27 protein-coding genes and 6 pseudogenes are annotated in these 22,976 nt (G+C 33.4%); 29 read left to right on the plus strand and 4 right to left on the minus strand.

The features are described from left to right. Nucleotides 1–143: 143 nt before the first annotated feature. Together NYE65_RS21050 and NYE65_RS27310 are read left to right on the plus strand one after the other, a co-directional pair. The gene (locus NYE65_RS21050) at nt 144–557 is read left to right on the plus strand and encodes a DDE-type integrase/transposase/recombinase (RefSeq protein ID WP_158226195.1); all 414 of its coding nucleotides are present in this window, start codon (nt 144–146) and stop codon (nt 555–557) included. Between the two features lie 12 nt (nt 558–569). Next, a pseudogene (locus tag NYE65_RS27310) lies at nt 570–641 on the plus strand (hypothetical protein); the annotation flags it as partial. Nucleotides 642–892: 251 nt separating this feature from the next. Here the strand turns inward: NYE65_RS27310 and NYE65_RS21055 are convergent. Then, nucleotides 893–1,480 (minus strand): SET domain-containing protein, encoded by a 588-nt coding sequence (locus NYE65_RS21055; RefSeq protein WP_096340642.1) that lies wholly within the window; start codon nt 1,478–1,480, stop codon nt 893–895. Between the two features lie 435 nt (nt 1,481–1,915). Between NYE65_RS21055 and NYE65_RS21060 the strand changes: the two genes are divergently transcribed. The 10 genes and pseudogenes from NYE65_RS21060 to NYE65_RS21105 form a co-directional block, all read left to right on the plus strand. Then, on the plus strand, nt 1,916–3,184 hold the full coding sequence (locus NYE65_RS21060; RefSeq protein WP_340861566.1) for a saccharopine dehydrogenase NADP-binding domain-containing protein: 1,269 nt from the start codon (nt 1,916–1,918) through the stop codon (nt 3,182–3,184). Between the two features lie 479 nt (nt 3,185–3,663). Beyond that, nucleotides 3,664–4,287 (plus strand): annotated as a pseudogene (locus NYE65_RS21065) (tyrosine-type recombinase/integrase); the annotation flags it as partial. Beyond that, a pseudogene (locus tag NYE65_RS21070) lies at nt 4,288–4,938 on the plus strand (tyrosine-type recombinase/integrase); the annotation flags it as partial. Nucleotides 4,939–5,081: 143 nt separating this feature from the next. Beyond that, nucleotides 5,082–5,432 (plus strand): PadR family transcriptional regulator, encoded by a 351-nt coding sequence (locus NYE65_RS21075; RefSeq protein ID WP_328177584.1) that lies wholly within the window; start codon nt 5,082–5,084, stop codon nt 5,430–5,432. Then, entirely contained in the window at nt 5,419–6,195 is a 777-nt protein-coding gene (locus NYE65_RS21080; protein ID WP_340861567.1) for a permease prefix domain 1-containing protein, read from the plus strand. The genes NYE65_RS21075 and NYE65_RS21080 overlap by 14 nt, the downstream gene beginning before the upstream one ends. Before the next feature lie 150 nt (nt 6,196–6,345). After that, nucleotides 6,346–6,552, plus strand: a complete 207-nt coding sequence (locus NYE65_RS21085) for a DUF5316 family protein (protein ID WP_034306256.1) — start codon at nt 6,346–6,348, stop codon at nt 6,550–6,552. Between the two features lie 68 nt (nt 6,553–6,620). Beyond that, nucleotides 6,621–6,815, plus strand: coding sequence for a hypothetical protein (locus NYE65_RS21090; protein ID WP_054399314.1), 195 nt, complete (start codon nt 6,621–6,623; stop codon nt 6,813–6,815). Nucleotides 6,816–7,611: 796 nt separating this feature from the next. Next, nucleotides 7,612–7,851 carry a hypothetical protein gene (locus tag NYE65_RS21095; RefSeq protein ID WP_340861568.1) on the plus strand — a complete coding sequence of 80 codons (240 nt, stop codon included), beginning with the start codon at nt 7,612–7,614 and terminating at the stop codon, nt 7,849–7,851. A 217-nt stretch (nt 7,852–8,068) separates the two neighbouring features. Continuing rightward, nucleotides 8,069–8,560, plus strand: a complete 492-nt coding sequence (locus NYE65_RS21100) for a DinB family protein (protein WP_340861569.1) — start codon at nt 8,069–8,071, stop codon at nt 8,558–8,560. 218 nt (nt 8,561–8,778) lie between these two features. Beyond that, nucleotides 8,779–8,922, plus strand: a pseudogene (locus NYE65_RS21105) (helix-turn-helix domain-containing protein); the annotation flags it as partial. Nucleotides 8,923–9,078: 156 nt separating this feature from the next. Here the strand turns inward: NYE65_RS21105 and NYE65_RS21110 are convergent. Continuing rightward, nucleotides 9,079–10,074, minus strand: coding sequence for a hypothetical protein (locus NYE65_RS21110; RefSeq protein ID WP_340861570.1), 996 nt, complete (start codon nt 10,072–10,074; stop codon nt 9,079–9,081). Nucleotides 10,075–10,435: 361 nt separating this feature from the next. Between NYE65_RS21110 and NYE65_RS21115 the strand changes: the two genes are divergently transcribed. Together NYE65_RS21115 and NYE65_RS21120 are read left to right on the plus strand one after the other, a co-directional pair. Further along, on the plus strand, nt 10,436–11,068 hold the full coding sequence (locus NYE65_RS21115; RefSeq protein ID WP_340861571.1) for a type 1 glutamine amidotransferase family protein: 633 nt from the start codon (nt 10,436–10,438) through the stop codon (nt 11,066–11,068). A 466-nt stretch (nt 11,069–11,534) separates the two neighbouring features. Continuing rightward, the gene (locus tag NYE65_RS21120; protein WP_340861572.1) at nt 11,535–11,792 is read left to right on the plus strand and encodes a hypothetical protein; all 258 of its coding nucleotides are present in this window, start codon (nt 11,535–11,537) and stop codon (nt 11,790–11,792) included. A 207-nt stretch (nt 11,793–11,999) separates the two neighbouring features. On the opposite strand, the gene NYE65_RS21125 is transcribed toward NYE65_RS21120, so the two are convergent. Further along, the gene (locus tag NYE65_RS21125; RefSeq protein ID WP_340861573.1) at nt 12,000–12,203 is read right to left on the minus strand and encodes an alpha/beta-type small acid-soluble spore protein; all 204 of its coding nucleotides are present in this window, start codon (nt 12,201–12,203) and stop codon (nt 12,000–12,002) included. A gap of 352 nt (nt 12,204–12,555) precedes the next feature. On the opposite strand from NYE65_RS21125, the pseudogene NYE65_RS27315 reads away from it, so the two are divergent. From NYE65_RS27315 to NYE65_RS21170, 10 genes and pseudogenes are all read left to right on the plus strand, one after another. Then, nucleotides 12,556–12,906, plus strand: a pseudogene (locus NYE65_RS27315) (UPF0715 family protein); the annotation flags it as partial. A gap of 178 nt (nt 12,907–13,084) precedes the next feature. Continuing rightward, entirely contained in the window at nt 13,085–13,267 is a 183-nt protein-coding gene (locus tag NYE65_RS21130; RefSeq protein ID WP_317779271.1) for a hypothetical protein, read from the plus strand. Nucleotides 13,268–13,333: 66 nt separating this feature from the next. Beyond that, nucleotides 13,334–13,552 carry a hypothetical protein gene (locus tag NYE65_RS21135; RefSeq protein WP_340860592.1) on the plus strand — a complete coding sequence of 73 codons (219 nt, stop codon included), beginning with the start codon at nt 13,334–13,336 and terminating at the stop codon, nt 13,550–13,552. Nucleotides 13,553–13,928: 376 nt separating this feature from the next. Beyond that, nucleotides 13,929–14,465: an RNA polymerase sigma factor gene (locus NYE65_RS21140; RefSeq protein ID WP_340861574.1), complete on the plus strand. Its 537-nt coding sequence runs from the start codon at nt 13,929–13,931 to the stop codon at nt 14,463–14,465. Continuing rightward, complete coding sequence (locus tag NYE65_RS21145) at nt 14,449–15,537, plus strand: DUF4030 domain-containing protein (RefSeq protein WP_340861575.1); 1,089 nt, start codon at nt 14,449–14,451, stop codon at nt 15,535–15,537. Before NYE65_RS21140 ends, NYE65_RS21145 begins: the two co-directional genes overlap by 17 nt. A gap of 186 nt (nt 15,538–15,723) precedes the next feature. Further along, nucleotides 15,724–16,563: an aminoglycoside 6-adenylyltransferase gene (locus NYE65_RS21150; protein ID WP_340861576.1), complete on the plus strand. Its 840-nt coding sequence runs from the start codon at nt 15,724–15,726 to the stop codon at nt 16,561–16,563. A gap of 186 nt (nt 16,564–16,749) precedes the next feature. Then, nucleotides 16,750–17,139: a VOC family protein gene (locus NYE65_RS21155; RefSeq protein WP_340861577.1), complete on the plus strand. Its 390-nt coding sequence runs from the start codon at nt 16,750–16,752 to the stop codon at nt 17,137–17,139. A 163-nt stretch (nt 17,140–17,302) separates the two neighbouring features. Beyond that, nucleotides 17,303–17,569: a hypothetical protein gene (locus NYE65_RS21160; RefSeq protein WP_340861578.1), complete on the plus strand. Its 267-nt coding sequence runs from the start codon at nt 17,303–17,305 to the stop codon at nt 17,567–17,569. 129 nt (nt 17,570–17,698) lie between these two features. Then, on the plus strand, nt 17,699–18,118 hold the full coding sequence (locus NYE65_RS21165; protein WP_340861579.1) for a UPF0715 family protein: 420 nt from the start codon (nt 17,699–17,701) through the stop codon (nt 18,116–18,118). Nucleotides 18,119–18,270: 152 nt separating this feature from the next. Beyond that, entirely contained in the window at nt 18,271–19,044 is a 774-nt protein-coding gene (locus tag NYE65_RS21170) for an SDR family oxidoreductase (RefSeq protein ID WP_340861580.1), read from the plus strand. 469 nt (nt 19,045–19,513) lie between these two features. Here NYE65_RS21170 and NYE65_RS21175 read toward each other — a convergent pair whose 3' ends face one another. Then, a complete protein-coding gene (locus tag NYE65_RS21175) occupies nt 19,514–19,684 on the minus strand; it encodes a Spo0E family sporulation regulatory protein-aspartic acid phosphatase (RefSeq protein WP_370694130.1) in 171 nt (56 codons plus the stop codon). A 634-nt stretch (nt 19,685–20,318) separates the two neighbouring features. On the opposite strand from NYE65_RS21175, the gene NYE65_RS21180 reads away from it, so the two are divergent. From NYE65_RS21180 to NYE65_RS21200, 5 genes and pseudogenes are all read left to right on the plus strand, one after another. Continuing rightward, nucleotides 20,319–20,669, plus strand: a complete 351-nt coding sequence (locus tag NYE65_RS21180) for a DoxX family protein (protein ID WP_340861581.1) — start codon at nt 20,319–20,321, stop codon at nt 20,667–20,669. Between the two features lie 100 nt (nt 20,670–20,769). Continuing rightward, nucleotides 20,770–21,260, plus strand: a pseudogene (locus NYE65_RS21185) (transposase); the annotation flags it as partial. Nucleotides 21,261–21,708: 448 nt separating this feature from the next. Then, entirely contained in the window at nt 21,709–22,164 is a 456-nt protein-coding gene (locus NYE65_RS21190; protein WP_340861582.1) for a nucleoside hydrolase, read from the plus strand. A gap of 1 nt (nt 22,165) precedes the next feature. Beyond that, the gene (locus NYE65_RS21195; RefSeq protein WP_340861583.1) at nt 22,166–22,405 is read left to right on the plus strand and encodes a hypothetical protein; all 240 of its coding nucleotides are present in this window, start codon (nt 22,166–22,168) and stop codon (nt 22,403–22,405) included. 172 nt (nt 22,406–22,577) lie between these two features. Next, the gene (locus tag NYE65_RS21200; RefSeq protein WP_284702828.1) at nt 22,578–22,700 is read left to right on the plus strand and encodes a hypothetical protein; all 123 of its coding nucleotides are present in this window, start codon (nt 22,578–22,580) and stop codon (nt 22,698–22,700) included. The last annotated feature ends 276 nt before the right edge of the window (nt 22,701–22,976 follow it).

Here is a 22,976-nt window from a genome sequence, read left to right on the forward strand (position 1 = left end):
GTACACATTAATCAAAGATACGTTGTCGTCTTGCCACTTAACCTCGAAGTTATCGATGGTTGCTAAATCAAACCCATCAAATTCCTTATATTTCTCCAACTTGCTACCGTATTCTCCGTAATAAATTCGTAAGAATGAAGTTAATGGAAATTCAGTCCGTTATCAGAAAGAAATGGAGATATTTTGGCAAGAAGGGATCCAAAGTGTATCCTAACTTGGTTAACAGGGAGTTTAAAGACAGAGAGAAAAACGAAGTTCTGGTAACCGATATTACATACATACCTTTCCAGAATAAATTTTACTATCTATCAGTTATTCAAGATTTGTATAATAACGAGATAGTTTCTTGGGAAATCCCAGACAGAAACAACTTGAAATTAGTTTTAGATACTATTGAGGACCTTAATACAAAAAGAAACGTGCACGGAACTATCCTCCATTCAGATCAAGGATTCAAATACACGTCTAAGAAATACAGCAAACGATTAAACAAATACGGCATAAGGGGCAGCCACTCTCGCAAAGGAAACTGCCTCGATAATGCCTGTGTAGAATAGTTTTTTTCACATTTCAAAACAGAAATGTTGTATCAAACTGATTGTAAAACAGAGGAAGAGTTAATACAAGCTATAGAAACATAGATGTATCATTACAATTATAAGAGATTCCAAAAAAGACTATGCAGCCACCGTGCTCCAGTAGAATACCGAATCACGGTGGCTGCATAGTCTTTTTTAGCACTGTCTACTTGACAGAGGTGCGGTCTTTTCTGGGTTATAAACCCTCACGTTGATGATTCATGTTCCATCTTGCTAGATCGCCAAAAAAAGCTGGTTAAATGAACATAGACAAACCAACAGATCCTTCTGTCCTGGTGGTTGTTTAGTTGCCTTTACTCCTCTTCATAGAGCGTAAGAAAGGAATCCGGCTCGGCACGTCCCTCTGCGATCGCGTTTACCCTGTCGACGAACTCCGGTCGAATCAAATGACGCAACGGCTGGTCTACTTGATTCAATTGTTTGAATGCCTCCCTAGCCAACTCATCCCATTCCTTGTAGCGATACAGATAATCATCCGGCATCACTACGGTGCTAGAAGTCCCTTCCTCCGGTTCACACTCAAAAGGTTCGTCCAACCCGAGCGTAGCATAGTCGCATGTGATTTGCTCTCCGGGAAGAATATCCCTCGACGCCAATTCAATCTCATAGACCGTCGATACCACATTTGGACTGAAGCTGTGATTCATGTATCTGGCATGATCCCAGCACAGCACGTAGTAATCGTCATCGTTGAGGTAGGCATATTTATAGACAATTTCCCTTCGTACGAGATCAAGCGATTCAATTTCATCTTCCTCGAGAATGATGTCCAAATCATCCAATGCCCAGATGATCGTTCCTTTGGGGATCATTTTTGTGGCAAAAACGCCCACACCAATCTTTTCATTGACAAACCGAATCTCGGTATCTGGATGTATCATCGATCCTATTCACCCTTTCTCAAAACTTACTATTACTATATACAGCAGTTTCGTTTAAGTGACAGTTCGTTCGCGTATTTTATCCAAGTTCAATCAGCGGAATGTCCCCCCTAGAAAACGAGAAAGCTCTTTTATTTTTGTTCCACAATCGGAAGCATTTTTACATTCAAAAATCATCCTGCCATAAACGGATATCTTTTGAATGCCGAATACACCTTCAATCAGATATGTTTCTTCAATGGTATAACCCCTTTCTATAAACTACTGCCCCCTTAGTTGAAAAAGCACTTATTCTAAATCTCATATTATTAATTCTAACACCTCCCTTATTCATAGACAGAAGCACATACGTAACGATCATTAGAATCATATATTGTTTAAGAAATCATTGCACATGTTTCACGTACAGCATAAATTGGCGAAAGGAGTGATGAAATGTTAAATGGGACAAGTTCATTTTCCATTTCTATATTAGGCAGCAGTGGAGGTGTTGCAAAAGCGGTATTGGCCATTCTAAACCAATCCGCCCAAGATAAAAATGACCCTATGTACCCCATCATTAGCATTTCCCAGCTTCACCTAATTGATATTAAACAAAAGGATAAAGAGTATTACGACCAATTATTCCCAAACCTTGCGGATAAAATCAAAATTTCCCAGCTTGATCTCACGGATGTAAGTCACTTTCAGAGACATTTAAAAAAGACAAAAACGAAAGTAGTCATTGATGTTTCATGGGCTGATACAATTGAGATGATGAAATGCTGTAACGAATTAGGTGTTTTTTACATCAATTCAGCCCTCGAGAACACTGAGGTCGATGAGGACGAAAGTCTATATGGTTTCCCATTGACCGAGCGATATATTAGATTTGAAGGTAGCAAAAAAAATCTTAACAATATGAAGGCGATTGTTGGCTCGGGTATGAATCCTGGTGTAGTGCAATGGATGGCCATAAAACTCATAAACGAAAATCCGGATCGAAAACCATTAGCCTGCTACATTGTGGAGCATGACGATTCCTTTTTTAAAGACAAAACGTTAATCAAACTTAACACACTCTATACTTCTTGGTCGGTCGAATGCTTCCTGGATGAAGCGATATTATGCTACCCTATGTTTGTCCAACATCATTTGCCACAATATTTTTATGAAGAAGTATATGCAATGGAGTATAAAGTAAGGTTAGGGCAAAAAGAGTTTTATGGTTGTCTAATGCCACATGAAGAAGTGATTACATTAGGTAAATTATTTGATATGCAATTGGGGTTTATTTATCGTGTTAATGAATATACAACGGAATCAATCCGAAATAATTTGGCTAATGTAGACGTTCTCTGGGATTGGAATCAACAATTACTTGATCCGGATGTAGGTGAAATTGAAGGTGAAGACCTAGTTGGTGTCCTATTAGTTTACGAGGATAGCGAAAAGTATATATATAATGTGATGAAAAGTAGTGAAATATATCCGAAATTCAAAACAAACGCCACGTACTTCCAAGTTGCTTGTGGCATTTATGCTGCTATGGCCAGCATAATCCTGGATGACCTTTCTTTAGGTATCTATTATGTTGATGAGCTTTTGCTCAACACCAAGAGCAAGTACGGAGGGTATTTAACCTACCATATGACTGACTTTGTCACAGGAGAAAATAAAGGCTCCGATGGATTATTGCATCAAAGACTCAAATGGATTGAATAGGCTGATTAATGATAAGCAGAGACACTGCATTCATTTGTTTTCTAAAGCATCCTAATAAGTTGATGCACTGCTAGTTAGTTTGTTATTGACTTCCCTCTTTCATTTACAAAATCTATTTAGTTAGGAGATTAGAATGGGAAAAGCACTTATTATTGTTTGTGGTGGGGTAGCTTCAGTAGCCATTCATAAATGTTGCCCATGATTGAAATCGTTCACATGAAGGGTTATTGAACTAACAGGTGCAATATTCGTCAGAAAAGAGGAATACACGGAGCAGCACTCTTTAATGAGTTATTCCGCAATAGGGCGCTCTTCCTAAGTAAAGAAAGGGTCCTTTTCTTTGTGTTTCAAGGTTTCTCATAGTTTAGTAATTAGTTATTTGTCTGCGATTGTTGAATAACTTGTGTATGAAAATTCCTCTCTTTGAACATAATAGAATCTAGATTAATAGATTTAAATAGTAGGAAAGTGAAAGAGTCATGTTATTATCAGAAGCGTGGAAAAAGTATCAACAAGATAAAAAAATTGAGGGAAATTCACCACTTACATTAAAAACATATTGTTTTCAATATAATCTCTTGTTACGATTTTTTGTTGATATTGACATGAGTGAAATTACTACTGAGAAACTAAAAGAATATCTAATACAGGTAGGGGATCACTTAAAGCCATCTAGTTTAGGGCATAGGGTTCGTTGCATTAAATCACTATTCAAATGGACACATGAAGAAGGCTATATCCCTAAAAATCCTGCTTCTAAATTAAAAGAGCCGAAATTAGGTAAAAGAATTCCAAAGTTCCTTTCAGAACTAGAGATAGAACATCTAAGAGAGGCTTGTCATACAACGATGGAGAATGCGCTGTTTGAGTTTATGTATTCGACCGGATGCCGTATTGGGGAAGTTGTAAAATTAAATCGTGATGATATTAATTTCTCTACGAATTCAGTCATTGTACATGGGAAAGGTGATAAAGAAAGGGAAGTGTACTTTAATACTCGTTGCTCCATTTGGATAAAAAGGTATCTAGATGAGCGAGATGATGAGGATCCCTGTTTGTTTATTACGGAAAGAAGGCCAAACAGGCGTATGAGTATTGATAATCCATCCAGTCTGGGTCACAGAATTCGATTTATTAAATCTTTATTTAGATGGGCTCAGGATGAAAATTTAATTAACGGAAATCCTGCTTCCAAAATCAAGGAACCAAAATTAGAATTAAGGGTTCCAAAATACTTGTCTGAAGAGGAAATTGAACATTTGCGGGAAGCTTGTCATACACCATTCGAAAATGCTTTATTTGAGTTTATGTATTCAACAGGGTGCAGAATTGGTGAAGCAATAACTCTAGATAGGGCCTCAATCAATTTCTCTAATCAATCAGCAATCGTATTAGGTAAAGGACATAAAGAACGAGAAGTATATTTCAATACTCGTTGTGAAATATGGTTGAAGCGATATTTAAATGAGCGAAAAGATCAGGAGGAAGCACAATTTGTGACTACACGTGCACCCCACCGAATGAGTATTTCTCAAGCGAGAAACATTATAAAACTGGTAGCAAAGAGAACGGACATTAAAAAGAGCATTCATCCCCACCAACTTAGACATAGTTACGCCACAAATTTATTGAATAATGGAGCCCCTCTAGAAGTGATTCAAAATTTAATGGGTCATGAAAAAAGTGAAACCACAAAAATTTATGCATATCTAAGTGGTGCAATGCGGAGAGACTTGTATAGAAAGTATTTTTAAGGACCAAGGGTCCTTTTTATTTTGTTCTTAATAAACTATCGGGGCAGGATAGTTCATTAAGAACTACTTGTTTTTTTCTGATGCATACCTTGCATTATTAAGTAATATAAAATAAAATATATAGATACCAGGAGGTGGCAAATTTGGAAATTAATAAAGAGGTGTTAAAAGGACATATAGACACACTTATCCTTTCGCTTTTACTTAACAGAGATATGTATGGCTATGAAATTGCTAAGTTCGTTCGAGAAAAGAGTGAAAATCAATTTGAACTTAAAGAAGGCACACTTTACTTGTCATTAAAGCGTTTGGAAAAAAATAAATGGATTTCTTCTTACTGGGGGGATGAGCAAGGACCAGGAGGTAGAAGAAAATATTACAAACTGACATCAATGGGTGAAGAAGGATTTGAAGAAAAGCGTTCGGAATGGAAATTTGTAAAAAAATTAATCGATACATTTTTGGAAGGGGGAGAAAAAATTGAAACAAATTGAGGTATTTGTGGATTCAGTTTATTTGAATGCTACTGGGAATCGAAAAGAAATAAAAGAATTGAAAGCAGAAATGAAAAATCATTTGTTAGAAGCTGTATATGAATTGAAGTCAGAAGGTAAGTCAGAACAAGAGGCCATTGAAATTGCTATCGAACGATTTGGAGGAGAAAATGAGATTCGTTCTGTTGTCAGTCAATTGTTTCAGGCACAAAAAACATTTGCTAAAAGGGTGCTTTATATAGCTTTTACATTCTTATTGCTTGGAATAATAGGTTTCCTATCGTTAGGTTTATTTGAATATCAGCACTATAAAAACATTGAAAACATAGGTAATGAAATACTTAGTAGTTTAGGTACTCAAACAACTATATCTAATGATGCAAAAGAAATTATGACTGCAAGTGTAGAGGATAATAAGTTTATTTATGGTGTAAAAGTAACTTCTAATATTTCCAATTCAGATTTTGAATTTTTTGAAGAAACGAATCCAATATTGAATCATTTCAATACTGGATTTAATAATAAAGAATCAGATTGGTCTGTTGAAATGGAAATTTCAAACTTCGATCGCTTAACTTATGGTTTATTGTCCATTGGTCTGGTGGTTTATTGGGTGTTATTTACCATTTGGGCAACCATTAATGCTTATCATCATAGAAGATTAAACATTGGTTGGATAATTGTATTTGCTATATTTAATGTATTAGGGTATTTGGTTTATTATTTGATTGGGAAAAAGGATCATTCGAATACAATTAGTTGAGGTTCTTGTTGAGGTGCGTTAGCTGAAGATCGGAGCTGTCTCTAAGGCAGCTTTTTATTATGGAACTAACGGGGCAGGTTAGTTCACCAAGAAATGCAATGAAATTCATGGTATATTATGTAATAAAAAAGAAAAAAAGGGGATTTATTCATGTTTAAGTTTTTTCTTATAATCGGAGTAGTTGGCATTATTATTTCTGGTATTTTTATTGGAGCTTGGACGGGTGGGCAACAGCAAAGAGCTAATTTTCATTCTGAATCAGAAGGGCATAGGAATTTTAGAACGAAAATAGCATTCTTCTCAGGCCTCATAGGTGTAATCTCTTTGGGTATTACTGGATTAATATATTTTCTATAAGCAATATTTTTCTTCAACTAAACGTGTTAGCTTTAAATTGTAATTGTGTATTTTTGGGGGAATTTGATGTGTGGAAATTTACAGTGATGTTGTTCTTGTTACTCATTGGAGGGATAGGTGGCATTGGCATAGTTAGCCTTTTTGAAGGAAATGAAATTTTTTCCGGATATCACGCTGGTATTGCGGCTATGGTTGGTATGATTGTTGTATTACTTTTGTTTATAGTCGCTCAATTACATAATATAGAAAGTAAAAAGGATTAGAGTTTTTCACTATAATAAGAGAGGTTTCTGAGGCAGCCTTTTTCTTATGGCACTAAAGGGGCAGTATAGTTGAATATGAATATTACAATAAAAGAAAAATGAAGCAAGGTGATATTATGGTTGGAACGTTTTTAAGTTTTTTTGTTATCTTTTTTATTATTGCAAGGCTTGTTAGCCAAATGGGTAAGATAAGCTGGATGCCACTGATAAGAACAACTACGAGACAAGATGCAATATTAGCTATAATCTTTTCATTAATTGTCTGTTTTACTTAATGAATAAAACACTATTTAGACCATGTTGAAATATCAGCAAGATCGGAGCTGTCTTTAAGGCAGCTTTTTCTTATGGAACTAAAGGGGCAGTTTAGTTCCATAAAATTATTTTATTGATTTTAGTAAATATTAGAGTGAATACTATAAAATGTAATATATTAAAAGCAGACTTTTGGGGTAGGTGTAAAAAGTGAAATTAAAAATATTGTTGGTTGTAGTTTCATTTATTCTTACGTATATTACTTTTAATACTCCGGGGATAAGTGAAATGTGGTCTTCATCGGGTGTTTTTGAGGTATGGAGTTTTTGGTTATTAATTATGATTTTTTTCTTCTACATAAAGAAAAAAGATTGAATTTCTTGTTCAACTAAAAGGTGCAAGAGTTGAAGAAGGTGCATTACTTCAATAAGGGAGTTGCTTTGGCAGCTCTTTTTCTTATGGAGCTAACGGGGCAGGATAGTTGAAGAAAGAAATTGGATTTTTATGGTAAATAAATTGCGGAATTTAAGGAGGATTTTTAATGTACATAGTGTCCAATTACTTAAATAAATTCAAATACTATATTTATGAGGATTTACGTTCAACAGGCTATCCGGACAGGTGCTCTGGTGATGGTTATGCTAAACGATTTAAAACCATTGAGGAAGCCGAGGAATACGTAAGGAAAGGACATATATATCTTAAATATGATTCTCCTAATTTTACAATTGAAGAAGTCATAGTAAAGCCAGTAAAAAGCTTTACTGTTGAACCTGAATGAATATAGGAGGAGCAGGCAATGTAGCCTTTTTGTTATAAGGCTAACGGGGCAGAATAGTTGAACAATAATTAATACGATAACCTGATCTTTTAGAAGGTGAAATAATGGAACAAGTAATAAAAGATATTCTGTCTAGAGGAATACTCTTTAACTGATGCGAATCTATTGTAAGGTAAGCAATAATAAATTCAATCTATTAAATTGGAGGGAATAGAAAATGGATGTAAAGACACTTTTGTTACAACAATGGGCAAGTTGCCTAGATGAAGAAGACTGGTTTCCACCACTTGAAAAAGTGCTAGAGGACATCACTTTTGAACAGGCAATTTGGAGACCAGCTGATGGGGCAATGAATTCCATTTGGGAATTAGTTTGTCATTTACTTTTCTTTGAAAAGAGATATCTGATGCGATTTCTTGGTGAAACAGCGAATGAACCACAGGCAGAAAATAATGACTCTACATTTCGATTACCAACTGAGACGTTAGAAAATTGGAAGGAAACAAAACAAGAATACTTTTATGTTCATCGTGAACTTGGAAAAATACTAGCAAAATCAGAACATGAAGATTTGTATAGACAGATTCCAGGAGATAATCCATTAGTGCTTGAACTGAAGAGTTTAGCAATGCACAACGCATATCATATTGGGCAAATTGTCCTCCTTAGTAAAATGCAAGGTGATTGGGCAGCGAAACGCAGCTTTTAAAAAGCTTAATTAGCTTTACAGTTATTCCATTATAGGGGGGCTTTAATGGAATAAGAAAGGGAACGTCCAAATCGGATGTTCCAATATTTTATACCTGAAAAACAATACTATTTAACAAAGCCTAAGATAAAAAAGTTTGTGAAGATTTCACTTAAACTAACGGGTGCGTTAGCTGAAGATCGGAGCTGTCTTTAAGGCAGTTCTTTTCTTATGGAACTAGGGACAAGAAGGACGTTAAGAAGGCGTTAAATCTGTATGATAAAAGAGAATCTAACGGTTTAAGCGTTAATGATATAGCTAAAATGACTGGCGTTCCACGTTCCACTATTTACGCTAAAGTGAAAGAGATGACTAGCAAATAGCTAATCGTGTTTTTTAACTTTGAAATAATTTAAAGGGTGATTTTAAGCCTCTACTAACTGTAATAATTGGTGTAATACAGTAATCTTACATGTAAGAGAATAGTTAACATAAGCATTGAAAAAAGGATCTTCAAATCGAAGACCCCTTCTCAGTGCCTATTTAGTTAATGGTATTTTAATATCATCACCAACTTCTAGAATACTATCTTGGCGATACTTAACCGGAGCAAAAATCATAATATATTCGTCCTCTGCGCCCTCTACTTCCCCCTTACTAAAAACTGGATCAACTTTTTCACCAGCAGATTTCAAGAATACACCAGATTTTTTATCATCAACGATATAACCGTATTCTTTATCAACTTTCCTTGCATTAAGAAATTTATCTTCTAATTTGCTCATAACTCTGTATTGCATTCCACTTTCATCTTTTAGGAGTTTTGTGTCAGATCCAGTAACAACTACTCTTGTTTCAAATGCTGAATACTCTATCTGCTTAATCTTGTATGTTTCGTTTTCAAGCGTGAATTCTCTATTTATTTCTACGGTTTCTCTTTTTGAGACGGCTGATTGATCGAGTTTAAAATCGAGTGGCCATGTCGTTTGTACACTGTCCCTCCCACTGTCATTCCAAATGGTCAAATTTTCGATTTCTAAACGAATGTCTTGGCCTTCATATTTTTTGATTGATTCAAAGGATAAGGCTTCAGCCATCTTGTTTTCTTTATTATCGTAATAATTACTTCCCCATCCCACATTGTCTAACTTCTTTCGTTCATCTCCAACAATCAAGTAGATTGAACTTACACCCTCAAAAATGTCGATATAATGTTTTTTTAAATTTGTTTTTTCACTTTGATAGGTCAGTAACAGTTTTGTTTCCTTTTCATCCGTCAACACCCTGTTAAAATGCACTTTTATGTCATGTTTTTTATCATAAAATGTTTGATCAAGCACTTGGCCATGTCCTAGTTTAATTGCCGCCTTAACACCTGTATCATCAATATGTTTGCTCAAAAATATTTTATCGTCGTTCTTAACTGTTTCAGCTTGTGAATTAACAATCTCAGTAGTAGAATTTTGTGTTTTTGAGCCACAAGCTGATAGTATCAATAACATTAATAAAAAAGTAATTAATATTTTTTTAGACATCTAATTTTCTCCTTTTTATAAGGGATGTCCAATTTCAACAAATGAAAATGCACAATACCCTTTCTTTATTTGTTGTATTTTACCACATAAATCCATAAATGAATTCTTACCTTATTAATATTTTATTGCATACTCGATACAAAACTAGTTAACATAATTGTAATTTCAGGAAGTAGCGCCCCTGTGTATCAGTGGTTTAGTTCTTATGGCACTAACGGGGCAGGATAGTTCCATAAGAAATTGACTATTGGTTAATTGTGGAATATAATTGCATTAAAAGGAACGTACGTTCTTTTTTTGGTGGAGTAGCTTTTGATGTGGAAAAAATAAACTATGAAAATTATGATTGGAGTGTTAGTAGATGAAAATAAAAAAAGTTTATCTATATGTATTTAATACAATGTCAGACTGGGAATATGGATATTTAATTGCTGAACTAAATTCAGGAAGATATTTCAAAAAAGATTTAGCACCTTTAAAAGTAATTACAGTAGGAGCGAATAAAGAAATTATTACTACGATGGGGGGACTGAGTATAAAACCAGATATTTCTCTTGATGAATGTAACTTTGATAGTAAAGATCTTGTAATTCTACCTGGAGGGAATACTTGGGGAGAAGCTATTCATCAACCTATCTTGAAAAAAATTGGCGAGGCTTTAAAGCTTGGCACTATTGTTGTTGCTATTTGTGGTGCTACTGAGGGACTAGCGAATATGGGATATCTAGATTCTAGAAAGCATACAAGCAATAGCTTAGAGTATATTAAAATAGTCTGTCCTAATTATAAAGGAGAAAATTTTTATGAGATGGAACCTGTAGTAACGGGTGAAAATTTGGTTACTGCATCAGGAGTAGCTCCTTTGGAATTTGCGATGGAAGTACTGAAAAAATTAGATGTATTTGCACCAGATACATTACACTCGTGGTATAACCTAAATAAGACTCACAAACCTGAATACTTCTTCCAACTAATGAACTCAATAAATAAGTGATTTTAAAAATCAACTTGGCAGTTTTATTTTACTTGAAATAACCTCTATACTTTATACGATGCCAAAGTATAGTTTTAGTACATAACTTAAAAATTTTAGAGAAGTTAATAGAGATTGTGAATGATTGTACTTAAACTACCATGAAAATAAGTTTCTTTAAAAATGAAAAATGACAATACTTAAGAAAACCCTGCTCAATCGTTTAAAAAAAAGAGGAGAGCTTTTAAATAATTAGTCTATAGAGGTTGACTGGATTAAGGTCAGTATCAGTATTGACACTTCCTAACCATTTTCATTCTTTGTGGTGAATCGCCGATTTTTGCGATTCATGGATGGCTAACGGGTGCGTTAGCTGAAGATTGGAGCTGTCTTTAAGGCAGCTTTTTCTTATGGAACTAAAGGGGCAGTTTAGTTCAAGAACACCTGTCGTTAAATATGGTAAAATGAGTAAAAAGGGAGAGTTAATATGAAGATGGTTCTTCAAGCAATTATAGGTTCAATTTCAATTCATGTAATCTATTTAGTCGTTATGATGTTAGTCGGTTATATAAAAACAAAAAACTATAAACCAGATATTGAGAGTGCATGGGATAAAGTAGTAACCCTTCAAAACGAGGTAGTGTTTGGGGGAGGTACGCCTCCTCATTTTTATGTATTATCCTTTTTGGGATTATCCGTAATATGTGGAATTGTAATTTTATCGTATGAAAAGTTAATGAACTAACGGTTCGTTAGCTTAGGATCAGAGCTGTCTTAAAAGGCAGCTTTTCTTATGGAACTATCGGGGCAGGTTAGTTGATTAAGCGTAGTGTATTCGTACTGCGACATAGTAAAATAACAGCAACTAATGTTTCTGTTTCTTTTTTGAGGTTTGGAGAATTATAAATAGGGATAGTCCAATCACTATCCCTAACAATACATATGATTTCGATTAACGAGTGCTTCCGCCTAATTGCTGTTCAGCCATTTGCACTAAACGTTTTGTAATTTCTCCACCAACAGATCCGTTTGCACGAGATGTTGTATCAGCGCCAAGTGTAACACCGAATTCACTAGCGATTTCGTATTTCATTTGTTCTAGAGCTTGCTCTGCACCATTAACTACAAATTGATTACTGTTGTTATTTCTAGCCATGTTGTCAGCTCCTATGAATGTAATGTGTTGCTAGTCATAGGTTTTGATATTGTTAAGAGTTATATACATAGAATTTAAAATAAATTAAGGCAGTGATTAAGTGAAATTAAAACTCATATCTGAGGGAGAGACTTTCTCCTCCTATTGCACAGTTTGTGTCAACTATACAAAAAGGCAGGTTGCTTAGGCTGCCTTTTTCTTATGGCACTAACGGGGTAGAATAGTTGAAGAAATGATATTATTATGGAATAAATTAACATGACATTTGGGAAGGTTGAGCAAAATTGGAGATTTGGAAATTAAGTGAAAAAGTATCGAAAATTAGCGATGTAATACTAATTATTTTTTTAATCTATTCTTGTCTTGTATCTCTTTTTCTGTTTTTATAATTTTATTTAGTGGAGAACCCTCTTGGTTGCAGTTATTGCCTGTTATTATTTATTCTTTTTATGTTGTTATACCATATTTACTTTTTGCAGTACCATTGCAAATTATATTTAATAAACGCCCGAGAAAATTTAATGTGTTTTATCTTTTAATTTACACGGTACTTTCTTTTGTAGCAGTATTTTTATTTAATGTAATGTTATTTAGAGTTGAACCTACATATTTAGTTAAAACCCAAATATATTACTGTTTTAGTTTTGCAGCAGCAGCTATTTATTGGTTTTGGGATTCTATCTTCTTACAAAAGAAAAACTGAAATATCCTAGTTCTTCAGCTAACAGGGTGCGTTAGCTGAAGCTCAGGGGCCGCCATAGAAGTTTCTTATGCAACTATCGGGGCAGGATACTTGAAGAAGAGCTATGTTAAAAGCCAAACCATTATTACTAATTTATGGTAACATTAAATTAATGAATTTTATTAGGAGAGCTAAAATTATGGGTATTATACTTTCAATTTTTTACGGCTTTGTTGGGTTATTTATTCTATATATAGTTATCGAAACAGCAGTAAGGAAAGGAATAAACAGTTCAATAATTGGTCAATTTCTTGAAAATAAGTATGGAATTAAAGAAGATAAAAAGTCTTTTCTTGATGATGATTTAGATAATGATAAATAAATTGGATTTTTAGCTAACGGGTGGATCAGATATGAAATTCGGAAAAAGTCTAAAGGAGTTAAAATAATGAAGGTACTTATGAGGTATTTTATGTTAATTACTATTTTAACAATAATTTGTGGTTGTCAAAAAAACTATTCTGGAGAATATGTACAATGGGGAGATACTGTTGAGAATGTTGACACAAAAAAATTAAAGGAAAATGATATCCCATACAAAATAAAGGATAATAAAGTGTTTATTCCCGAAGATGCTGCAAAAAAGGCAACTTTTTGCTGTACATAATACAATAATTTTTTTCCTTAAGAAACTAATGTTTAAAGTAATAGTTAAAAAGGAAAATATCATTTTGGACAAAAACAGATTGTGAAATAAGGATCGGATCTGCCTTTAAGGCAACCTTTTCTTAATGAACTATCGGGGCAGGATAGTTCAATAAGGAATACTAATATTAGATCTAACGAGGAACTTATTTTAAGGAGGAAAACATGAGCTTGGAGCATGCTTTTTACCTTATTTCTAAGACAACTGATATGAACATATAAAAGAACAAAAAAATCTCTAATCTAAACTTTTAGAGATTTTTTTAATGCAAAAACACAACTTTTATTTAGCTAATACGTCTAAGTATTGAACATTCAAGAAAAGGAGGGTTGGTAACTTGTCAGAGTACAGAAAAGAAGAAATTACAGATTGGTATGACCAACATAGTGAATCCATTTTAAGCTTTATTTTATTGATGGTTAAGGATTATCAACAAGCAGAGGATTTGACCCATGATACCTTTGTAAAAGCGTATTTATATCATAATTCATTTAATCAGCATTCCAGTGAAAAAACATGGCTATACAGTATCGCTCACAATTTAACGGTTGATTTTTTAAGAAAACGTAAACCCAGCAAGTTCTTTAAAGAAGTATTTCTTTTGCAAAAGGACAATAAGGACAATAACTCATTGCCTGAAGAAATTATTCGAATAAAAGAGGAATCATCTGAACTATATAAAGCCTTAGGGGAAATCAAAGATACATATCGAAAGGTGATCGTTTTAAGAAAAATCAAGGGTTTTTCTATTGGGGATACAGCAAAGATATTGAGTTGGTCTGAGAGTAAAGTTAAATCGACTCTTTTTAGAGCTATTCCAGCATTGAAAAAACAATTAATAAAGGAGGGTTATTTGGATGAAAAAACAATATGAAGATACTGATTTTGATAGTTCCTTAAAGAAGTTAAATGCCGATCTAATGTGGAAAACAACACAAAAACAAGAACTGAAAAAACGAATCATTACTAGTATTGAAAAATTGGAATTCCAAGAGAAAAATAAGAACCCAATCCGAGTAACTCGTATCAAAAAAGTAAGTTGGATCAGGAAGTTAACATACTTTGGTATCGCATTGGTCATATTATTTAGTTTATTTATTGGCTCAGCTTTCATCTCTCCTGCAATGGCAGAAGTGGTCTCAAAAATTCCATTCTTAAACTCAATTATTAATAAAAAACCGGTTGGTACTAATATTAATGAAGAATTAAGCGAGAGGGGCTACAAATTTAGTGGTCCTAATATTAACTATCCCAATAAAACGATAACTATAACTGTTGAGGGTTCTAATCAATATTATAAAAGTGTTAAAGGTGAAATTGAAGGTATTGTGAAGGATATATTACAATCAAACAATTATGATGCTTATAAAGTTAAAATAGAAAAAAACGTGGATGTTCCTTATAGCGAAGAAGAAAAGAAACACATTGAAGAGCTAGAAAAAAAGTATAAGAAGGATATGGTACTTTCGAGGGCTCTTGATAAAGTTTTTGAAAAGTATCACATCTTACAGTATGGTGTGAATCCCAATAAGACAATAGAAATAGCCCTACCGGACACCGAAACAAATACAGATGAAATTAAAAAAGAAATTAATAATATACTGCAGAAAACAACAAAGGAGAAATACTCAGTCAAAATTAATAAAGTAGACATGGATAAAAGAGATCGAGACAAAAGATGGATGACGATTCTAGATTCCATTACTGATGAATTAATTGGTAAAAGGGATTATAAAGTTACGTTGACTGGATATTCCATCAACCCAGAACCTAGGATTGATATATGGACGTCTTTAAATAGCTCAGATCCTGATTCAAAGGAACATGGTGATAATATCGAAAAGGTCCTTAAAAAATATTTAAATTCTAAAGAAATGCAACCATTGGTTAAAAATGATTCATACAAAATTAATGTATACAGTAAGGATAAAAAGAAGATAAATTAAACAAGCATACATCTATAACTTTCAGTTTTTTTGGAATTAGCGGAGGCTTAGTTTAATTAGGGAGGGTTGCTGCGGCAACCTTTTTTTAATGAACTAACGGGGCAGGATAGTTCAACAAGGAATTTCCCATTATATGTGGAATATAAGTAACTTTAAAGAGTTTGATAAAGGAGATGGTTTTTGTGAGTGGGATTTGTAAGTAAACATTTAGAAAGAGATGAATCTTTGCCAAAACATCGTGATGTTATTTTGAAGAACGTATTAAATGATTTAAAAACAGATTCAAATGTGCTGGCTATTTATCTTGGTGGCTCATTAGCAAAAGGGTACATTGATAATTATTCAGATATTGATTTACACACTATAGTGACTTCTGAAAATAAAGCAGATTTTATCAAAGATAAAAGGAATAGAGCTAAAAAATGGGGAGAAGTTTTATTTTACGAAGACTTTAATCCTTCTTCACCCGTTGTTGTTACTCATTATGATTGCTTTGTTAAAGTTGATAGCTGGTATCATTCACCTAACGAAATTGTACCTTCTATCTGGTTAAAAGGACTTAAAGTTCTTTATGACCCCACTAATATTATTAGTAATGTAATAAAAGAATCATCAAATCTAGTTTATAAACCTTCATCGGAAGAAGTTGAGTTTTGGAGAGGAAAGCTTCTTGCTTTCATACACGAAACTTACCGAGCTGTTATGAGGGATGAAATATATTATGCTCTATCTAATTTGGACAGAATACGTTGGCTGATGGTATCTGGTTGGTATATGGAAATGGAAGAACATTTAGATAGCTCTTATGGAATTTGGTCAAAAATTGAGGGCAAGAGAAGTAAGTTAAACCAATGGCAATTATCTCTTCTTCAAAGTTGGGATTGTTGTCGTAATTCCAATGAAATAATGAAAAAGATGGTAAGTATATTACCAGAATTCCTTAGACTTAATAAGTATCTTAGTAAGAAAGTAGAAATAGAAGCAAATGAGGACCATATCAAAAAAGTTATTGAAATGGCTTACTAATTCATTTTTAATGGCCGAATTCCCCGTTAGTATGAGAGCACGTTTCTTAGTAAACTAACAGGTGCATTAGCTGAAGATCGTAGCTGTCTTTAAGGCAGCTATTTCTTATGGAACTATCGGGGCAGGATAGTTGCATAAGAAACAAGAATTATTTATGTAATAATTCTTAAAAGGAGAGATGTACAAGTGAATTTAAGACTTGAATTATTTGTTGAAAGTATAGAAAAATCAGTGGGATTTTATAGAGATATACTAGAATTTAATGCACCAAAAGAGATTATACATACTTACGTTCCAGTTAAAAAAGGAAGTGTTACATTAGGGTTGGCGGAAATGAAAAGTTTACCTGAAAACCATCCTCTTAAAGTTTCTAATAGTAGTCAACAATCAGGATTAGGGGTTGAAATAGTATTAGAAGTTGAAGATATAAATGATATTTATAACAAAGTAGTTGAAAAAGGGTACTCTATACAGACTAAGTTAACGAAAAGGTCGTGGGGATTAGAAGATTTTAGATTAATTGACCCAGATGGATATTATTTACGAATTACATCAATGGCAACTATTGAATCCTAACTACCAACTTTTTTAATGAACTAACGGTGCGTTAGCTGAATATTGAGCTGTCTTTAAGGTAGCTCTTTCTTTATGCAACTATCCGGGCAGAATAGTTTAATAAAAAAAATAAAAATAAATCCCCTCTACAGAATGGTAAAATAAGTTAAGGGGGTGGAAGGTAATGAAAAAATATTTTGGAGTTATTTCATTCACTTTAATAATGTTGGTGATTGGATTCTTTGGTATGGCTGTAACATTTATCATTAATCCTGAAGTCTCAACGTTTCGTTTATTAATGATAACAGGAATTATTTTATCTTTTATTTTTGCTGGATTCAGCGAAAAGGGATATTGGAAAAGGGTATCTTTAGGTCTTAGTATTTTAGTTGGTTTATTTTACTTTATTGGTATTGAAGCAATGAGATTTTTATTTCAAATGTTTATTTAATTATAGGGTGCTTTATTTCAATAAGGGAGTTGCTTCGGCAGTTCTTATGGAGCTAAAGGGGCAGAATAGTTGAAGAAATGATATTATGATGGAATAAATTCACATGACATTTAGGAAGGTTGAGCAAAATTGGAGATTTGGAAATTAAGTGAAAAAGTATCGGGAATTAGCGATGTAATACCTTATTATTTTTTTAGTCTATTCTTGTCTTGTATCTCTTTTTCTGTTGTTATAATTGTTTTTAGTGGAGAACCCTCTTGGTTGCGGTTGTTGTCTGTTATTATTTATTCTTTTTATGTTGTTATACCTTATTTACTTTTTGCAGTACCATTGCAAATTATATTTAATAAACGCCCGAGAAAATTTAATGTGCTTTATCTTTTAATTTACACGGTACTTTCTTTTGTAGCAGTATTTTTGTTTAATATAATGTTATTTAGAGTTGAACCTACATATTTAGTTAAAACCCAACTATTTTACGGTTTAAGTTTTGCAGCAGCTGCTATTTATTGGTTTTGGGATTCTGTCTTCTTACAAAAGAAAAACTGAAATATCCTAGTTCTTCAGCTAACGGGTGCGTAGCTGAAGCTCAGAGCTGTCTTTATGGCAGCTTTTTCTTTATGGAACTAACGGGGCAGGATAGTTCCATAAAGTTATTTGGTTAATTGTGGTAAAATGCTATTTGATATGGAGGGATGATAATGGACCAATTAAAAGGGAAAATTGCAATTATTACGGGTGTAAGCCGTCTGAAAGGGATTGGAGCTGCTATTTGTAAGGAGTTAGCTGAATCGGGTTATCATATATTTTTTACTTATTGGACGGAATATGATAAAAAAATGCCTTGGAGCATTGAATTAGATGAACCCATGAAATTAAAAGAAGAATTAATAAAACAAGGTATTAAAGTATCATGTATGGAGTTGGATTTAACTCAAAATGATGCACCTGAACAACTTATCAATAAAGTTTCTGAAGAACTTGGTAAACCTGATATCTTGATTAATAACGCAGCATACTCAACTAACAACGATTTTTCTAATTTAACTGCCGAAGAATTAGATAAGCATTATATGGTAAATGTTCGTGCAACGACACTATTAAGTAGTAAATTTGCTCAAAGGTTTGATAAGAAATCAGGTGGAAGAATAGTCAATATTACTTCGGGTCAGTTTCAAGGACCAATGCCTGGCGAATTAGCATATGCAACAACAAAAGGCGCAGTTGATGCTCTAACTATTACATTGTCTGCTGAACTAGCCCCTTTAGGAATAACGGTTAATGCATTAAATCCAGGTCCAACTGATACAGGGTGGATGACAGAGGAAATAAAAAATGAATTAAAACCGATGTTTCCTTTCGGTAGAATAGGAAAACCGAGAGATGTTGCAAAAACTATTAAATTTCTAGTGAGCGATGAAGCAGATTGGATTACAGGTCAGATTATTCATTCAGAAGGTGGATTTAAAAGGTAAATAAAACTAAAAAAGGATTTGGTTCTATAACCTTATTGTTGTATTAAATTCCAAAGATAGATATCAATTTGTGAAGGATTGTACTTAAACTAACGGGTGCGTTAGTTCATTAAGGAACACAAAAATGATCAATCTTTTTTATAAAAGAATAATCCAATTAAATAGTATAAGGGCATGTTTTGATTAATTCTTTTTCAGAACATGCCCTTTCTATTTATTCATTTATCAAGATTTCTTGTATTAGTTTGATCAATTAGTTTCAAATCTAAATAAGATAAATTTTAATAGGTTATTGGACATAGAATAATGAACAGGGTTTTATAACGTGAATGGTAACAAAAAAAGACTTATTCAAAGCGCCATGACATGTGTTCAGAAAAGGACGAGTTTTGGAACATAGATGGTAGAGTTGAATATACAAAAGAAAACAATAATTGGGTTATGTATAAGGAATGTTTATTTGTTCGGCTTACATGGAACTGTATTTTATTTTTTCATTTAGATTCAATAAGTGATCTAACTCTTGGCTACATTGAATCGTTTTAAGATGATTGAATCCATAGTGTTCAACTATATTTAATAACTCAGCTTTTTTCTCCCTAATTAATTCTAGTATCAAAATATCCATCGCCCATGTCATTGTCAATCTCCTTTTTCATTTGTTAAAAACAATAAGAGAAAATGAGAGTCCAATCGACGAAGAAAATTTTTCTTACTAAAAAGAGACCTTGATCATCCATCAATTTCGGAATCACAAGGTCGCTTAGATTATTTCGCCATCCACTAACCTTAAGTCCTTTCATAAGATTGTAAGTGTAAAAAAATTCCATAAATTTCTTTATGCCTTCGCCTTACCTAATCGATAGGCCTCACCTCCTTATCATTTCTTGTTCTTAAATAATACAAAAAAAGTCGAACTTTGTAAATACAGAAAATTATGAATTTTCAAATTAATTTTATTGAAAATAATTGGTAGAGTTTCATCTTCTTTGTAATTAAGAAACCCAGCTACTTTCACATGAAAAGATTAGCTGGGTTTCTTAATTATTTACATCCAATTATTTATAAAACTTTTAGGATCCGACTAGTAAAAAAAGCGACTGCTCATTGTTCAGCAATCGCTTGTTACTAATTATGTCAACTAGTATGTATAGCCAATATGTAACTTTAATTAATGATTCTAATAATGATAGAATCATTATATACATATATATCCATAAAAAATCGTTAAAAGAGAATACCCTTAAATAGGTCTTTAAAAGGAGTGAGGTTAGATGATTGCTATTGTTATGCAAGGAATTTTAGCAGTTTTTATTTTAGTCGGAGGTTTCATAAAACTTTTACGTATCCCGTTTCAGGTTGAACATTGGCAGCATTATCAATATCCATTATGGTTCATGTCTGTAATTGGATTTATTGAACTTATTGGAGCAATAGGAATGATTGGGGGTATCTGGAATAGATACTTGGCTATTGGATCAGGTGTATTGTTTGTACTTATCATGATAGGAGCCCTACATGCTCATATTTTTCGAGCGCATCAATCTATTGTAATGATTATTCCTGCAATGATCTGTTTAATATTATCTATCATGGTGATTATCAAGAACTTAACGTTCGTTTAAGGAGAGTTTAATAAAACTTATAATTTTACTTCCTCTATTTATGTTAATCCCCTACGTTGAGGGGCTTTGTGAATGTTCTTGTTGAACTAACGGGTGCTTTAACATTATTCTTCAATACAAAGAGCACCTATCGAAGTTAGAGACAGAGATAGATGCTCTCGCAAAAGAAGTTGAAGAATATAATATCATCAAATCTATCCCAGGTATCGGAGAAAAGATCGCGGCAACGATTATTTCTGAAATTGGTGAGATAGATTGATTTAACAATCCTAAGAAGCTTGTAGCTTTCGCTGGAATTGATCCTAGTGTATTCGAATCTGGTAAGTTTACGGCCACCAAGAATCGGATCACAAAACGTGGATCTAGCAGACTTCGCCATGCCTTATATATGGCAGTTCGTTGTGCTATTCGTGATTGTCGCAAGAAGAAAACGACTGAAGAAGTCATCCCTCGCAACAAAAAAATGCGTGAGTTTTACGACAAGAAGCGTGAAGAAGGAAAGCCTTAGCTGTAATCGCATGTGTTAACAAGCTCTTACATTGGATTTTTGCCCTGTTAAAAAGTAAAACGACTTTCCAAGATACAGTATAAGACCTATATCTAACTAAATAAAACAAAACCTTCCAATTGCAAGAAAATGGAGGGTTATTAGGTATACCCTTTTTTAGTATAGCATGAAGGATTTTTAGTTTTTAATGGAAAATATTGACAAACCATTAGCTGGTTTAGTTGATTAAGGAACACAAAAATGATCAATCTTTTTTATAAAAGAATAATCCAAATAAAATTACAAGGGCATGTTTTGATTAATTTTTTTTCAAAACATGCCCTTTTATTTATTCACTTATCAAGGTTTCTTGTATTAATTTGATCAAATTTTGTTTCAAAGCTAGTGGGAACGTACCCCTAGAACTCGCAACTAAAAATGCATTAATGACTGTAGAAGTGACAAATTCGCAAAAACCACCCATCCATCCAGGCAGCCAAGCCACTAATGAGAGACCTCGTAACAGCAGTTAATGTACATGGTGAAGATGGTATGGGAGATGATGATTTAATTCATCCTACCATTAATCCTGAACCTGGGCATGCAGTTGACGTGATCTTGGACTTGGTAGAAAAAAATCCAGGAGAAATAGAAATTGTTACAATAGGTCCTGTTACAAATATAGCACTTGCAATATTAAAAGCACCAGAAACGATGAACAAAGTTAAGCGTATTTATACCATGGGCACTGCTGGATTTGGCGCCGGAAACACTACACCTGTAGCCGAATTTAATGTATATGTAGATGCAGAAGCATATAGCATCATAATGAAATCAGGAATTCCCATTAGTATTATCGGCTTTGATATTTGCTTAGGTGAGCAGCTTGGAATTGAGAAGATATGGAATTTTTATGGCAAGCCAAAAGGAAGAAGCGATGTTTGCCGTTCAATGTTATTCTTCTCTTCTAGAATACAACCTACAGGCAAGCGGAGGGCACTTTGTTGATTTGCCTGATGCAGTCGCAATGGGTGTTGCATTATGGGATGATATCGTTCTTGAAGACAAGTTATGCTACTGCTATGTGTGTACTACAGAAGAAGCGACTTATGGCCAAGTTATCATAAATGATGGGAGTAAACTCGCTATTTCAGATGGTTTTGGCAGCAATCCTCCTAATGCGACTATCTGTAAGATCATTGACAATCAGTTATTCAAAAATCGGTTATTAGAATTATTGGTCAGTTAAAATCACGAGGTTGAAGAAGAATCTCAAATAGCATAGCCTGCGAAAAAGAACGCAAACTAAAAATACTGGTTGCCGATAAAGAAAAAGAAAAAATATTACACAGTAACTTTAAATAGTGTATTTATTGGCATTCACGTTGTATCACTAACTCAAACTACAGGGGGGTGGAAAAATGTCTAAAAATAAAAATAAGCAATTGAAGAATAATGATGCTTTACCTAGAAAAGATGTAGAATTTGCGCATAATGGACTTGAAAAAATAGCATTAAAAGACCAGGAACGCCAAAAAAAGTAAACATATCTGACTTCAAACTCCCTCAAAAAATTTGAAATGATGTTTTTTGGGGGATACAAAAATTATCGTCAAATTTGTTTACCTATATCTCTTGTATACCTCTGTGTATTCGATCAAAAAGTTAGAACTTATTATTAAAGAATACAATGTTCATTATTATCAATAGAAGAAACTCGTTAAAAAAAGCCTTTGCTCTACGGGAGTAAAGGCAAGAATTTATCATTTTATCATTCGTAGTAACGGCTCATCTCTATAAGACTGACACAATATCCTCTC

Source organism: Peribacillus sp. FSL R5-0717 (assembly GCF_038002945.1).
Lineage (GTDB): Bacteria > Bacillota > Bacilli > Bacillales > DSM-1321 > Peribacillus > Peribacillus frigoritolerans.

Coding starts and splice junctions, on each gene's coding strand:
- NYE65_RS21050 (WP_158226195.1), top strand. CDS start 144: ATGGAAATTCAGTCCGTTATCAGAAAGAAATGGAGATATTTTGGCAAG.
- NYE65_RS21055 (WP_096340642.1), bottom strand. CDS start 1,480: ATGATACATCCAGATACCGAGATTCGGTTTGTCAATGAAAAGATTGGT.
- NYE65_RS21060 (WP_340861566.1), top strand. CDS start 1,916: ATGTTAAATGGGACAAGTTCATTTTCCATTTCTATATTAGGCAGCAGT.
- NYE65_RS21085 (WP_034306256.1), top strand. CDS start 6,346: ATGTTTAAGTTTTTTCTTATAATCGGAGTAGTTGGCATTATTATTTCT.
- NYE65_RS21095 (WP_340861568.1), top strand. CDS start 7,612: ATGTACATAGTGTCCAATTACTTAAATAAATTCAAATACTATATTTAT.
- NYE65_RS21100 (WP_340861569.1), top strand. CDS start 8,069: ATGGATGTAAAGACACTTTTGTTACAACAATGGGCAAGTTGCCTAGAT.
- NYE65_RS21110 (WP_340861570.1), bottom strand. CDS start 10,074: ATGTCTAAAAAAATATTAATTACTTTTTTATTAATGTTATTGATACTA.
- NYE65_RS21115 (WP_340861571.1), top strand. CDS start 10,436: ATGAAAATAAAAAAAGTTTATCTATATGTATTTAATACAATGTCAGAC.
- NYE65_RS21120 (WP_340861572.1), top strand. CDS start 11,535: ATGAAGATGGTTCTTCAAGCAATTATAGGTTCAATTTCAATTCATGTA.
- NYE65_RS21125 (WP_340861573.1), bottom strand. CDS start 12,203: ATGGCTAGAAATAACAACAGTAATCAATTTGTAGTTAATGGTGCAGAG.
- NYE65_RS21130 (WP_317779271.1), top strand. CDS start 13,085: ATGGGTATTATACTTTCAATTTTTTACGGCTTTGTTGGGTTATTTATT.
- NYE65_RS21135 (WP_340860592.1), top strand. CDS start 13,334: ATGAAGGTACTTATGAGGTATTTTATGTTAATTACTATTTTAACAATA.
- NYE65_RS21145 (WP_340861575.1), top strand. CDS start 14,449: ATGAAAAAACAATATGAAGATACTGATTTTGATAGTTCCTTAAAGAAG.
- NYE65_RS21160 (WP_340861578.1), top strand. CDS start 17,303: ATGAAAAAATATTTTGGAGTTATTTCATTCACTTTAATAATGTTGGTG.
- NYE65_RS21170 (WP_340861580.1), top strand. CDS start 18,271: ATGGACCAATTAAAAGGGAAAATTGCAATTATTACGGGTGTAAGCCGT.
- NYE65_RS21175 (WP_370694130.1), bottom strand. CDS start 19,684: ATGACATGGGCGATGGATATTTTGATACTAGAATTAATTAGGGAGAAA.
- NYE65_RS21180 (WP_340861581.1), top strand. CDS start 20,319: ATGATTGCTATTGTTATGCAAGGAATTTTAGCAGTTTTTATTTTAGTC.
- NYE65_RS21190 (WP_340861582.1), top strand. CDS start 21,709: ATGGGAGATGATGATTTAATTCATCCTACCATTAATCCTGAACCTGGG.
- NYE65_RS21200 (WP_284702828.1), top strand. CDS start 22,578: ATGTCTAAAAATAAAAATAAGCAATTGAAGAATAATGATGCTTTACCT.